Raw genomic sequence first — 15059 nt, forward strand, 5'->3', positions numbered from 1 at the left:
GTCCAGGTGCTATCACCGTTATCCGTCAGAGTGCCATGACTTCCATTGTCGAGTGTCAGCGCGGTAATGCTCAGACTGTCTCCATCCACATCGGAGCTATTGGCCAGCAGTTGTGCCTGGGTGATTACCAGATCCGTATCTTCGTTGCTGCTTCCCAGATCTGTATTACCAGCTACAGGCGCGTCATCGATAGTCTGAATGACAAAATCGATTGACTGGGAAGTGGTCGCTGTATCTCCGGAAGATTCTGTAGCCATGGCAGAGATCGTAACGGAAACAGTTCCATTTGCATTCGCTGCAGGAGTCATTGTCAACTGGGTCATATCCCAGCTGGAAATATCTATAGAAGAACCGTCTGAAGTGACAGAGTTGGATCCATCTCCCAACACATAACCGGAAGGAACACCAGTCACTGCAACTGAAGATAGATTTTCTGAACCATCGCTATCGGTTAGCCCTGCGGATAGCTCAAAGCTCGTAGATGTATCTTCATCAATCGTAATGCTGTTCAGCTTATTGATTGTTACATCATCAAACAATGCACCATGATCATCAAAAGCACCGGATGTTTCTCTGATTTCCAACTGCCCGGAAGTATTCCCATCGGCTGGCAATTTAAAGGTCAGTGTTTCCCAAGAAGAAGTAGGTGTTATGGTCTGAAGTATCTCACCATTCCAGACTACTTCGAATTCATCCGTTCCTAAGCTGTCAGGACGAACCCGGGTAGCAAATGACACTTCGTGATCAAAACCTTCACTGGTATCTACTGTATAACGGATTGCATCATTTACAGTTGCGGCACTAGCCTCTGAATCATCCAGATCCATAATGTTGCCATTACCGCCTGAAGCATCGGTTACGCCATAGACACTAGCCTGATTAATTTCAGGAGCATTCTCTGAAGACCAGCCACTGGCCAGACCATCACTCTCAAAATCCATGGAAGAAATGGTGGTGCTATTCGCTACTGAGAGACTAGGTGCATCAGCAACACCACTGACCGCTATATCAGCCTGCCCTGAAACTGTTGCCTGCCCATCACTGATATCAAACAACATTACGGATGAGCCAGACCAGTCCTCTAAAGGGGACACAGTCCAGGTACCATCACCATTATCCGCAACCGACACCGAACCTGAATCAATACGAACATTACTGACTGATAATGTATCTACATCCACATCAGAAGCATTGGCCAGTAACTCTGCTTCTGTCACTACAAAACTTTGATCCTCATCCGTGCTTAGAGACAATGCCGAACCAGATTCTGGTCCATCATTGACTGCTGTTACATCAACGGTTGCTGTCGCAGTCTGATTATCACTAGCATTACCATCAGATACCGTAAAATTTAACGCAACATCGTTGCCATTGAAATTGGCGGTCGGAGTATACGACCATGTACCATTTCCATTGTCAGTAATTGCACCATGTGTGTCATTAGCCAGAGATAAGTTGGTGACGCTTAAACTATCACCTGCATCAACATCGGAAGAATTGGCGAGTAGTTGGGCTTCTGTAATTAAAAGGCTGGTGTCTTCTGCACTGCTTCCAAGATCAACACCTGCAACATCTGGAGCATCCTGAACGGGCTGCAAGTCAACCCGAATAGATTGACTCACTGTTTCTACATCTCCGCCAGATGACTCAGTTGCCGTTGCTGACAAAGTCAGAGTAAAGTCAGTTTCATGATTGGATACTGGACTCAAAGTAATGTTTGCAAGATTCCACCCTGCCACATCAACTTCATTGCCATCCGTTGTTACAGAATGACTGCCATCTGCTAAACCAAAGCCCGCTGGGATGCCACTCAGAGCTACCACCATCGTTTCCGAGCCATCACTGTCATTCAAGGAGGCACTTAAGTCCAGAGCAATACGACTGTCCTCATTACTGGAAATCGCCTTGTCATAAGCTGGATCAACACTTTCATCTGCGCCAAACCGGGTCACAGTGATCTCATCCAGTAATGGACCTACCCCGTCATTTTGTCCTGCAACTTCTCTTATAGTTAGCTGGGTGCTACTTTGCTCTGTATCCGGCAGAGACACTTTTACTTCACCCCAACTGGTTCCAGGGTCAATAGTCTGTATTACCTGGCCATTCCAGACTACTTCAATCTCATCCGTGCCATCGTAACTGCCACGCTGTTTCACCCAGAGGGAAACTTCGTGATCATGGCCTTGACTGGTATCTACTGAGTAATAAAATGCATCAGGGCTGTTACTACTGCCTTCAGCATCTAACTCTACCACTCGTGTACCGTTACGGGAGCTGCCTACAGGACCCCCACTTTCATGACTTTCAACGCTATTTTCTGATGTCCAACCTGAAGCCAGTCCACCGTTAAAATCCATTTGAGAGATAACCGTTGATCCATGAACCTCAAGAGTGGGTGTGTCGGCATCTGGAGTAACAGTCAAATCAGCCTGACTGCTGACAGTGGCATTACCATCAGAAATATCAAAATCAATCTGTGCATTGCCTGACCAATTGCTATTCGGTGTCACTGTCCAGGTACTATCACCATTATCAACTACGGAAACCTGACCACTAGCAACAGTTACATTACTCACTGAAAGGGTGTCATTGTCTGCATCTGTAGTGTTAACCAGTAACTCCGATTCTGTGAGTGTGAAACTGACATCTTCGTTTGAAGACTTGGAAACATCGGAGCTCACTATCGGAGCATCATTGGCATCAACAATATTAAGAGTGAAGGCCTCGTCAACTGAAGCTCCTGAAGTATCTGTAGAAGTTACTGTCAAATTAACGGTGCTTTCAGACTCATGATTCAGACTTATTCCATCTTTCAGTTTGAGTTGACCATCTACAACTTCAAAACGATTATCACTTAACGTATAAGTATGAGAGTCTCCTGCGTCGTTATCTGACGTAGAAATTGCTCCTACAACCGCTCCTGCAGAGTTTTCAGAGACGGTTGTTGAGTCGAGTGAAACACTGTCTGGTGTGTCATTGATTGCCGCTACCGATAGACTGAAATCCGCTGAATGACTGCTTTGTCCATCCGATGCAGTCACTCTAACAACGATATCTCCTATATCACTGTCATCTGGGGTACCACTGAATGTTCTGCTTTGGTCATCAAATGAAAGCCAGGCTGGCAATGGATCACCATTGGCAAGTGAAGCCGTGAGTGATAAGACATCGCCTGCATCTACGTCCACAAATGCATCTGCGGCTAGCGTATAGGTGAATGATAATTCTTCATTAATAGCCTGATCTGCTGGCGCATTCAGATACTCAGACTGAGCTGGACCAGAGCCAGACGGTGTAAAGTTTGAATCTTTGGTTAGAACAACCTTATCTACAGACAAACCTGCTTCGCGTAGCCAGAGATTAACTTGATGCTGACCGGCCTCATCAATAGTGATCGTTGAATGACCACTGCTTGACCAATTGTTTGAATGACCAAAATTTGTAAAACCCCGGTTAGTATGGTTATAGTCTCCATCCACCCCAATATGAAGACTGTCTCCACCACCATTCATAATCTGGCCTTTCATCCAGACATAGTAGGTTCCGGGACTGTCAAAGTTGATTTCATAAGTCAGTTCAGGGCTATTTCCTTCAGTATCATCACCTGTGCGCCACATTCCGTTAGACGCTGTAGCCACTTTTTCTCCGCCTGATGAACCACCATCAGCAATGGTGCTCCAGCTACTGCCCTCTCTGGAAACACTGCTGTGGAAGTTTTCCGCCTCAATTGAAACAAGACCACCTGATTCCTGAAAGACCTGGATAGGACCATCATTTACATTGGTGACATCTAGATTGAACTGCGCTTCAGTATTTAAACCATCAGGGTCGGTAGCCGTTACTTTTAGATTGAGAGTTCCGACGTTCTCATTATCTGGCGCACCAGAAAAGGTTCTTGAATCAGAATTGAATGTAAGCCAATCTGGCAATGCACTCCCGTCAGCTAACGTTGCCGTGTAATTAAGGCTGTCACCATCAACGTCCGAGAAGGTATTTAATGGCACCTGGAAGGTAAGTTGAGAATCTTCAGCAACACTTTGATTGACGATATTATTGGCCACTACCGGGGCCTCATTAACATCATTGAGTGTGACAGTGAGATTCACGGGAGCGGAAACAAATGTTCCGTCTGACGCAGTAACCTGGATGGTATGAGAAGCTGAAGCCTCATAATCAATAGCCGCTTCACCTGCTGCAGTAAGAGTCACTTCACCTGTACTGCTGTTGATCGCAAAGTAGCCATTATCATTTCCCCCTGAAATGGCATAGGCTACCGGATTGGGACCATCCACATCTGTGTGAGAGACTGAACCTGCTGCAGTACCTTCAGAGCTGCCTTCATCAATGCCCTGTCCAGTTGCTATAGCAGTAGGCGCATTGGTATTCAGAAGAACAATATCTCCACCAGCTGGATCAAAAGTGATCTGGATGTCATCCAGCTGAACCTTGATGGGTTCATCGATCACTGATTTTCCACCTAGCTTGGCGATTGCTTGACTGTATGTGAATGTACCCTGTCCAGTCTTGTCGAAATAAACGTAATTACTATCTACATTCAGATAATCTGCGAGGTCGTTATAGTCAAAGCTGTCAGAGACGAATGCACTGACATCCAGAATATCATGTTGATCACTGGTTGATTTGAAATCCCAGAGCGTATCAACTTCATCATCATCTGCCAGGATAAACGTGTCATCTCCAGCCCCTCCGGAAATAAAGTCACGACCTGCGCCACCCGATAAAATATCATCGTCTGAGCCGCCATCCAGATAGTCTCGACCGACTCCCCCTTTTAGGGTGTCAGCACCATCTCTACCATATAAATCCAGACGTTGAGCTTCACTGGAATCGTAGGCTCCACTGCTTTTGTTATAGCCACCGGATGTATCAGTAAAGCCAGACCCATCCAGTACATCATCACTATCGCCACCAATTGCTTTTTCAATACCAGATGCGTGCATATCCAGTGTGACAGATTGCCCACTACTCTCTTTTATTCGGGCCGTGTCAAAACCGACACCCCCTTCTACTGCACCACTCGTGAGGTCGAGGTTATCGACGTAAAGCTTGTCATTGCCTTCACCACCATAGAGAAAATCTGCACTTTTTGTACTGGCAAGAGCATCACCATCCAGCACATCATCACCCGCATTACCATAAAGAGTGTCACTACCTTCACCGGCTTTCATCTTATCAGCAGTACTATCACCCTGAATGGAACTGATCGCCTCACTCCTGTTAAGCTCCAGACCTGATCCATCTGCAAGCTTGATACGAACGATGTTATCAATGTCCGATCTCTCACCGAATCGAGCCAACTGACTCTCTTCATTGAAATGAGCTTTACCAGAAGTATCAATAAAGACACCTTCATCAGTAACTTTCACATAAGAATGAATATTTTGTGCAGTCACACTTTCGGGCAGAACTTCTTTCAGATCGAGAATATCTCTATCACCACTCTTACTGGTAAAGTCATAGAGCATATCTGATTTGATTTCGTCAGTGCTTGACTCCAGGGACAACGCATATTCATCTTCACCAGAACCACCGATTAACAGGTTTCGGCCTTTACCAGCTTCGATACGGTCATTACCCTCACCACCATCTAGTAAAGTTCCGTCATCGTTACCACGTAAAGTATCACGACCCTTACCACCAAATAGCTCAACAGCATGGTCAGCTTCGTTCGCTTTTTGTGAACTGCCCCTTTCCGATACACTGGAAGCATCCAGCAGTTCATCACCTTCACCACCTAGCGCATGCGTTAGATCATGTTCATCCAGTTTGAAGTGAAAACGCTGCCCATCTTTACTGTTCAGGAACGCTCGCTTCCCACCACCCGCTTGATCAAATAAATCAAGACGCTGACTTAATGCTTCAGTGGAAAGAAATGGATTGTCATCCGTCAGCTCAATTCCTGCAGATTGCGTCCAATCAAACTGAACAACTGTTTCTTCGGAAATTTGTATGGAAATCTCATCACTGAAGACAGGATTGTCATTAGAAAAAACAGCTACCAGATCTTCGGATGAAAATTCACCTTCACCCTCGCTATCAATGTATACACCATCTTCAGTCACATTCAGGAAGTTAGAAATATTTTCAGCGGTGACTCCAGAAGGCAGAAGTGCACTTATATCGATAACATCCTGTTGCTCGTTATTGGAAATAAACTTCAAAGTCTCAACAGATTCTGAATCTGCCAGTACATAGTGGTCACTCCCCTCACCGCCATCATAAAAATCAGCACCAGCCCCACCATTGAGAACATCATCTCCGGCCAGCCCCATCAAATTATCAGCCTGGGCAGTCCCCATTATCGTGTCTGCCATTGCAGTACCAGCAATATCATTCAAAGATGCTGATGCAAGCTCACTCTCCGAAATACCGACAATAGAAGTATCTGCATTACTGTAACGATCAAATTGAATGATGGAAGTATCGGCTATCTGGACTGCAATAATTGCATTTAAAGGCGGATTATTGGCGGCAAAACGGGCAATCTGGTTTTCAGTTGAAAACTGCCCTTGACCGGCAGGGTCGAGATAAACTCCCTTATCGGTTACTTTCAGATAACTCTTAAGGTTACCGGAGTTCACACTCCCCGATACAAGTTCACTGATATCCAGGATATCTTGCTGAGTGTTTGATGACTTGAAGTGAAGTGTATCAATGGCGTCGTCTGAAAGGACATAACGGTCATTCCCAGCACCGCCGTTATAAACGTCAGCTCCCAGCCCACCATCCAAAGTGTCATCACCTTGCATTCCAAACAGGTGATCAGCTCCATCTGTTCCATGTAACTCATCAGAAGATTGGCTACCGAAAATGGGCCTATTACCAGAATTTCCTTCCATAGATACTTCCCTTTACCTATAAATCTTTTTAATTCCCTAAAGATATATAAACAGGAATAGCGCGAACTAGACCTGAAATTCAGATTAGATCGCCTGAAAAAGGGTCTGCATAATAGATAGGAATATAAAAGAGGGGGCTTTGAAACGAATTGGCTTATGAGTATGAATTTTTGGTATTTTTAACGGCTTATCCCGGATAAGTGCACTTTATCCGGGAGTCTTGATACTACTAATGTCTGATGCTGAAAGTTAGCGCCTAAGGCAAATCGAGATTTGACTGCCTGTAAATCCTCTCTGCGCCAAAAACCGGTATTGCTTAGACTTTTCTTTGGTTCCCTGAGGTAGCTCATCGCCAAACTTTCGTCTTCTCAGTGATTTTGCTATTTCCAGCCAGATATCATCATCTACAGGCAGAAACTCTGATACAAGCTCATCATTCAATCCTTTCCTGCGCAGCTCAGAACGTATTCTAACCGGTCCATAACCTTTAGCTGATCTTGAACGGATATAGCTCTCCAGAAAACGCTCATCACTTTGAAGACCTTCTTCTTTTAACTGTTCAAGGACAGGGACCGGGTCAGCATAAGAGTATCGATAAACCAGCTTTTCACGAAGTTCATGAAAGCTGTGTTCACGACGTGCCAGCAAGTCCATGGCAGCACGCCGGATATCTTTATCAGAAACTTCCAAAACTTATTCCGTCAGAAGCTCATCCTGAACCTTTTCTTCTGATTTTTCAGGCTCTGGTTCATTGGAGCTCAGCAACTCCGAGCGAATCTGCGCTTCAATCTCTTCGGCAATCTTAGGATTATCTGTCAGATACTGAGCAGCATTGGCCTTACCCTGACCAATTTTCGTCCCTTTATAGGAGTACCAGGCACCTGACTTCTCAACCAGCTTCTGCTTGACACCCAGATCGATTACTTCACCCATATGGTAAATACCCTGACCATAAAGGATCTGGAACTCAGCCTGACGGAAAGGAGGAGAAACCTTGTTTTTGACAACCTTGACCCGAGTCTCATTACCAATAATCTCATCACCCTGCTTAACCGCACCGGTTCTCCGAATATCCAAACGAACGGATGAATAAAACTTAAGTGCATTACCACCGGTTGTGGTTTCAGGGTTACCAAACATGACACCAATTTTCATACGAATCTGGTTAATAAAGATCACCAGACAGTTTGCCTGTTTGATAGAGCCAGTAATCTTTCGCATGGCCTGAGACATCAAACGAGCCTGGAGACCCACATGGGAGTCACCCATATCACCTTCAATTTCTGCCTTGGGTACAAGGGCTGCAACAGAGTCCACAACAATCACATCAACAGCACCTGAGCGGACCAGCATATCGGTAATTTCAAGTGCCTGCTCACCGGTATCGGGCTGTGTAACATAGAGGTCGTCAACATCGACCCCCAATTTGCCAGCGTAAAGAGGATCAAGTGCATGCTCGGCATCAACAAACGCACAGGTCGCACCCTGCTTTTGGGCTTCTGCGATCACACTGAGTGTTAATGTTGTTTTGCCTGAGGATTCAGGACCAAAAATCTCAACCACTCGACCTTTTGGAAGGCCGCCTATACCCAGAGCAATATCCAGTTGCAGAGAACCCGTAGAGATGGCCGGGATTGCTTCCTGCTTCTGGTCACCCATGCGCATGACCGTACCTTTACCAAACTGTCGGTCAATCTGGCCCAGGGCCGCCGCCAGTGCTTTCTTTCTGTTATCATCCATTGTTCAGATCCACCTTTAAGTGCTGGCCACTCGTTTAAATTAAACTTAAACATTAAAAACTTCAGATACTGTATATTTAAACACTATCTGTATATTTGTCCAGTATTTATCTGGAAATTGCATCGACTACTTTAATCAGACCATCAAGAGCTGCCTCAACAGCTTGCTTTCTAACCCGCTCCCGATCTCCCGAGAAATGAAAAACTTCAGTAATGACCTGATTATCAAAGCACCAGCCAATCCAGACAGTCCCCACCGGTTTATCTTCGGTTCCCCCTTCAGGACCAGCAATTCCTGAAATAGAAACACTCAGAGGCACTGAAAGATGCCTGACTACGCCTAACGCCATACTTTCCACAACAGGCTGACTCACCGCTCCATAGCGATCAAGTAGAGCAATAGGAACATCCAGAAATTTTTGTTTCATCGCATTGGAATAGCTGATGATAGCGCCTTCAAACCAGGATGAACTACCAGCAACAGAAGTAAACACCTGACTGAGCCAACCGCCTGTACAGGACTCTGCCGTAGCAACTCTCAAATTTCCAGCCTGGAGTTTCCCGGCCAGCTGCTCCAGCTTTTTGTCAAAATCTCCCGACATCAATCTTGCCTCTGACATATGCAGAAAAGTCTTTTCTGATTCGGTGAAGGAATACTCTCAACAGCTTATAGCTGCCTGATGGCTAAAGATAAACCATTGCCCCCATGAAAACAGCCCGCTTTTCATAGTAAAATGACAGATTGTTTATCAGCAACCTGAATTCAAGGCTTACCCTCATCTATGAGCCAGAGCAAAGCAACCCAAAGTCAGCATACACCCATGATGCAGCAATACTTACGCATCAAACAGCAGAACCGGGAACACCTGGTATTTTATCGCATGGGTGACTTTTACGAGCTGTTCTATGACGATGCCCGTAAAGCTGCCGAGCTACTGGATATCACATTGACTACCCGGGGACAGTCAGCCGGAGAGCCTATCCCCATGTCTGGGATACCTTATCATGCAGCTGAAGGCTACCTTGCTCGTCTGGTGCGACTTCGTGTCTCTGTAGCTATATGTGAGCAAGTTGGAGACCCTGCTACATCCAAAGGCCCCGTTGAAAGAAAGGTAGTCAGAATCCTGACCCCCGGAACGGTGAGTGATGAAGCGCTTCTGGATGAACGTCAAGACAACCTGCTGACCGCATTGAGCCGTTCAGAAGAGCAATACGGTATAGCGTCACTGGACATCAGTAGTGGTCAGTTTACTGCTGTAGAAGTCACCGGGGAAGAAGCCCTGATGGCAGAAATTGAGCGTATCAGCCCTGCTGAAATTCTTGTGAATGATAGTTTTGAATGGTCACCTCAGATTGTTAAACGCCCAGGCACGAGTAAACGCCCGCCCTGGGATTTTGACCGTGATAGCGCCTATGAAGGTTTAACACGACAGTTTCAAACAAAAAATCTGCAGGGATTCGGTTGCGAGTCACTGACAACCGGCCTCGAGGCAGCGGGTTGTCTTTTACAATATGCCAAGGAAACCCAAAGAACTGCCCTGCCCCACATCCGAAGTATTCAGCAGGAAGCTCGGGAAGAAAGTGTAGTACTTGACGCTGCCAGCCGTAAAAACCTGGAGTTAACCCAAAATCTCAACGGTGGCAGAGATCACACACTTTTATCAGTACTGGATAAAACAGCTACAGCCATGGGCAGTCGGTTACTTTCAAGATGGCTGAATCGTCCCCTGAGAAATCTTCAGAAACTACAGAAACGCCAATCCATTATTTCAACAATAAAATCGGGGTATTATTTTGAGCAGATTCAACCGCTGCTTCGAGGCATTGGCGACATTGAACGTATTCTTGCCAGAGTAGCTTTAAAATCTGCTCGTCCAAGAGACTTGGCTCGCCTGAGAGATGCACTGAACCATTTACCTGAACTGCAAAGCATTCTCCACACTATCGACAACGAAGATATTCATAAGCTGGCTGAAGCCATCAGTGAGCACCCTAAGATTGCCGATTTGTTAAGTGGAGCCATTATCGAGAATCCACCTGTCATCATAAGAGACGGTGGTGTCATTGCAGAGGGTTATGATTCAGACTTGGATGAGTTTCGTGCTCTTAGTCAGAATGCTGGAGACTACCTCATTGAGCTTGAGAAAAGAGAAAAAGATAGAACAAAATTATCAAGCCTGAAAGTCGGTTTTAATAGGGTACACGGGTATTACATAGAGCTCAGTCGCAGAGAATCCGATGACGCCCCTGTCGACTATATACGTCGACAGACTTTAAAAAATACAGAACGATTTATTATACCAGAATTAAAAGAATTCGAAGATAAAGCACTTTCCAGTAAAAGCAGAGCATTAGCCAGAGAAAAAGCCCTGTACGATGAGCTTCTGGAAAAACTTCTGGAAGTACTGGGCCCTCTTCAGGAAACCGCCATGAGTCTCTCCGAACTGGATGTACTCAACAACTTATCGGAAAGAGCCGAAACTTTGAACTTCTGTCAGCCAGAGTTCAGCTCCTCTCCCGGAGTCCACATCGAAGGTGGACGCCATCCCGTTGTAGAACAAGTGCTTACTGAGCCCTTTGTCGCCAACAATGTAGCTTTGCACACCACAAGAAGAATGCTTGTCATCACCGGTCCGAATATGGGTGGTAAATCCACCTACATGAGACAAACAGCGCTGATCGTTTTATTGGCTCATGTAGGCAGTTTTGTCCCTGCCAGTCAGGCAAAAATGGGGCTGGTAGACAGAATCTTCACTCGCATAGGCTCATCTGATGACCTCGCAGGCGGCCGATCCACGTTTATGGTGGAGATGACCGAAACTGCCAACATTCTTCATAATGCTACTGCAAACAGTCTGGTATTGATGGATGAAATCGGCCGGGGGACCAGCACCTTCGATGGGTTATCACTGGCCTGGGCCTGTGCCCATCACCTGGCTGATACGGTCAAGGCATTCACATTGTTTGCCACTCACTACTTTGAGCTAACACAATTGCCTGATGAATGCAGCTCTGTTGCCAACGTCCATCTGAATGCCACAGAACACGACGATAGAATTGTATTTCTTCATTCAGTCCAAGATGGCCCTGCCAGCCAAAGTTACGGTTTACAGGTTGCACAGTTAGCCGGTGTCCCTAGAAACGTCGTCACCCAAGCACGATCCAGACTGCAACAGCTTGAGGACGGCTCGTCTGACCAGACTATGCTGCAAACCTCAAACCACGCTAAAACTGTGTGCAACGAGAATCCGGTTCAGGCAGATATGTTTACAGCTTCACAGCCAAATCCAGCAGTGGATGCCCTCAAGGAACTCGATCCCGACGCCTTATCACCCAAGCAAGCACTTGATCTGCTTTATGATTTGAAGTCATTGGCGCAGGGAGCCTGACAGAAAATAGAGCCCTTAGCCTAAAGACCAGAAAAAGCGCTAGCCATAAGCGTTATAAAAAGCTCCACTGAATGGGTGCAAACAGGTCAACTATTCGTACCCTTCAGTGAAAAAGCTGGCTCGCTCTGCTGAGCTTTATGCTTGCGGGTAATTCTCGGTCAGGCTCCATGCAAAACTGACTATGCTCATAACTGCTTGAACTACTACCTTAGAAACAATACTGGTAGACTTGTCGCCTCGACTGATTGCACAGAGTGCAAATCAGTCAGGAATAAGCGAGTAGAAATGTCATTCCTGATGGTGACATTTCATAAATGTATTGTGACTGACTTATCATCAGCCAGAACAAACGGAGTGTAACCATCATGACTTTCGTAGTGGGTGAAAACTGCATCAAGTGCAAATACACCGATTGCGTGGAAGTGTGTCCCGTAGATTGTTTTTACGAAGGACCCAACTTTCTGGTTATCCACCCGGACGAATGTATCGACTGCGCCCTCTGTGAGCCAGAGTGCCCGGCCAATGCTATCTTCTCCGAGGATGAGGTACCGGAAGATCAGCAAGAGTTTATTGAACTCAATGCAGTACTCGCTGACGTCTGGGAAAACATTACAGAAAAAACAGACGCACTCCCTGACGCTGAAAAATGGGATGGTGTGAAAGGTAAACTGGAACACCTTGAACGCTAGATTCGGAAGATCTCTGCGTGAATGAGGAAGATGAAAGAACACCATTGAAACTCATTTTCAATGGTCAGTTCACTATCCTCTTTCTAAAAAAAAGCCATGACCCCAGGATCATGGCTTTTTTATTGAGTGAAGTACGCTATTAGCTAAACAGAGATTCTCCAGACAACCCTTGTTTCTCGAGGATAGAGCGCAAGCGCTTCAATGCCTCGACCTGTATTTGCCTAACCCGCTCTCTTGTCAGACCAATCTCTTTACCAACTTCTTCCAGAGTACTGGTTTCATAGCCTCTCAAACCAAACCTTCTGGCAACGACTTCGCGCTGCTTTTCAGAAAGCTCACCGAGCCACTTATCCAGACTGTCGTTGAGATCAAGATCCTGAAGCAGCTCTGCTGGATCAGACTCTTTTTCATCAGAGATGGTATCAAGAATTGATTTATCCGAATCAGGACCCAGAGGCGTATCAACAGAAGTGACACGCTCATTGAGGCCCAGCATTCTTTTAACATCGTCTACGGGCTTATCCAGTAACTGAGCAATCTCTTCAGGTGTTGGATCATGATCCAACTTCTGAGTTAGCTCACGAGCTGCTCTGAGATAAACGTTCAACTCTTTGACAACATGAATCGGCAGACGAATGGTGCGCGTCTGGTTCATAATTGCCCGTTCAATTGTCTGACGAATCCACCAGGTAGCATACGTTGAAAAACGGAATCCACGCTCTGGATCAAATTTTTCAACCGCTCTGATTAAGCCCAGATTCCCTTCTTCAATCAAATCAAGAAGTGTCAGGCCCCGGTTGACATAACGTCTCGAGATCTTTACCACAAGCCGCAGGTTACTTTCAATCATTCGACGCCGGCCAGCCTCAACTCCCCGACGTGCAAGACGGGCATAGTGTACTTCTTCCTCTGGTGTCAACAGAGGCGAAAAGCCAATCTCATTGAGGTAAAGCTGTGTAGCATCAATTGATTTATAAAAGCCATCGTCATCTCGACGGGCTCTACTGTAATCTGACGCACTGGGTGTTAAAGGCTGTGCTGGTGCTGGTGCTGGTTCTTTTTCTTCGACTTCTTCATTAAGATCAGAATCCAACGCCACTTCAACTTCACCCTTTCCCTGGGTATGTTCCTCAGCAGTACTACTTTGCTCTGAGTTTTCCCTCTTCGCTGCCATAAGAGTCAGTCCTATCCGAAAGCCCCACTGTCTGTCGAACAACCAACTGATAGTTGGATCGACACCCGTGAGATCCCTCTACCGACACCGCAAAATGAAATTAGCGTTTAGGCAGGAATCGCATTGGGTCGACCGGTTTGCCATTATGCCGAATTTCAAAATGCAGCTTAGGCTCTGTCGTTCCTGTAGAACCTATTTCGGCTATCTTCTGGCCTGCTTTAACTGAGTCTCCTTCACGCACAAGCAATTCCTTATTATGAGCGTAAGCGCTCAGATAGCTATTGTTATGTTTCATAATGATCAGCTTGCCATAGCCAGCCAACTCACTACCGGCGTAGACCACATCACCTGTGGCAGCCGCACTTACAGGCTCTCCCATATTGCCTCTGATATCAATCCCTTTATTTAACCCATTCGTGTTGCTGTATACCTGTACCACTTTGCCTTGGGCCGGCCAGTGCCAACTAAAAATATTGGATGATTGTTCTACTTTCTGATTATTTTTAACGGGTTGTTTTTTAACCACTACAGGTTTAGTGGCATTTGAAGAAGTGTTTCTTGCAGGACGTGAAGAACGAGACACATACCTGGAAGCAGTCAGATTGACATGCTGACCCGGAAAGATGGTATAAGGCGGGCGAATGCCATTAATAGCAGCTAACTCTTTGTAATCTCTACTATAAAGCCATGCTATAGAAAAAAGACTTTCGCCATGACGAACGATATGACTACCATTACTCACCTTTGGCGGCAGCCTGAGCTCTTTGACCTGAACAGAGGAAGGGTCATGAGAACAACCCGAAAGCAGCAGAAATATTGTTATCAAACCAAATATTCTTGAGCAAACACTCAAATTAAAATTATGCCCAAGATGAACACCTATCATCCACTCTGCTCCATACCTATCCCCAGAGGCGCGCCTCAACATATAATATATTAGGATATATTTAAATTTCCTTAATCTAAAAAAATATATCAAAGCAAATATCATCACCTATATTTTAGTGCCGTTTAACGGCATTTCGTAGATTATACCTTCGTACCAATAGTAAGTTCAGCGACATGACAAAAAGATCAAAAAAATGGGGCTTTTACAGGTTGGCTGATGAAAAGTGAGGGGTTGCAACAGAAATAGCCTTCAGGAGACGATTGATTTGTAAGGATCAAAATTTCTGAAGGATCAGACATGTGTGCAACACCCTCACTAC

General features: G+C 45.7%; 8 protein-coding genes. 2 read left to right on the forward strand and 6 right to left on the reverse strand.

Annotated elements, in window-relative coordinates; translation table 11 throughout:
- The 4 genes from ACR2PX_RS29345 to ACR2PX_RS29360 form a co-directional block, all read right to left on the reverse strand.
- The coding region (locus ACR2PX_RS29345; RefSeq protein ID WP_434002894.1) for a tandem-95 repeat protein at window positions 1–6860 on the reverse strand (6860 nt) is incomplete at its 3' end.
- 249 nt (window positions 6861–7109) lie between these two features.
- The gene (locus tag ACR2PX_RS29350; RefSeq protein ID WP_434002895.1) at window positions 7110–7550 is read right to left on the reverse strand and encodes a regulatory protein RecX; all 441 of its coding nucleotides are present in this window, start codon (window positions 7548–7550) and stop codon (window positions 7110–7112) included.
- A gap of 3 nt (window positions 7551–7553) precedes the next feature.
- Window positions 7554–8600: a recombinase RecA gene (gene recA / locus ACR2PX_RS29355; RefSeq protein WP_434002896.1), complete on the reverse strand. Its 1047-nt coding sequence runs from the start codon at window positions 8598–8600 to the stop codon at window positions 7554–7556.
- Between the two features lie 106 nt (window positions 8601–8706).
- The gene (locus ACR2PX_RS29360) at window positions 8707–9201 is read right to left on the reverse strand and encodes a CinA family protein (RefSeq protein WP_434002897.1); all 495 of its coding nucleotides are present in this window, start codon (window positions 9199–9201) and stop codon (window positions 8707–8709) included.
- A gap of 180 nt (window positions 9202–9381) precedes the next feature.
- On the opposite strand from ACR2PX_RS29360, the gene mutS reads away from it, so the two are divergent.
- Window positions 9382–11988: a DNA mismatch repair protein MutS gene (mutS, locus tag ACR2PX_RS29365; protein ID WP_434002898.1), complete on the forward strand. Its 2607-nt coding sequence runs from the start codon at window positions 9382–9384 to the stop codon at window positions 11986–11988.
- 365 nt (window positions 11989–12353) lie between these two features.
- Complete coding sequence (fdxA, locus tag ACR2PX_RS29370; protein ID WP_062264706.1) at window positions 12354–12677, forward strand: ferredoxin FdxA; 324 nt, start codon at window positions 12354–12356, stop codon at window positions 12675–12677.
- 139 nt (window positions 12678–12816) lie between these two features.
- On the opposite strand, the gene rpoS is transcribed toward fdxA, so the two are convergent.
- Both rpoS and ACR2PX_RS29380 read right to left on the reverse strand, forming a co-directional pair.
- Window positions 12817–13851: an RNA polymerase sigma factor RpoS gene (gene rpoS, locus ACR2PX_RS29375; protein ID WP_434002899.1), complete on the reverse strand. Its 1035-nt coding sequence runs from the start codon at window positions 13849–13851 to the stop codon at window positions 12817–12819.
- A 100-nt stretch (window positions 13852–13951) separates the two neighbouring features.
- A complete protein-coding gene (locus ACR2PX_RS29380; protein ID WP_434002900.1) occupies window positions 13952–14842 on the reverse strand; it encodes a peptidoglycan DD-metalloendopeptidase family protein in 891 nt (296 codons plus the stop codon).
- Window positions 14843–15059 lie beyond the last annotated feature (217 nt).

Origin of the sequence: Endozoicomonas sp. (genome assembly GCF_051008435.1) — a bacterium.
In the GTDB taxonomy this organism is placed as follows: Bacteria; Pseudomonadota; Gammaproteobacteria; order Pseudomonadales; family Endozoicomonadaceae; genus Endozoicomonas_A.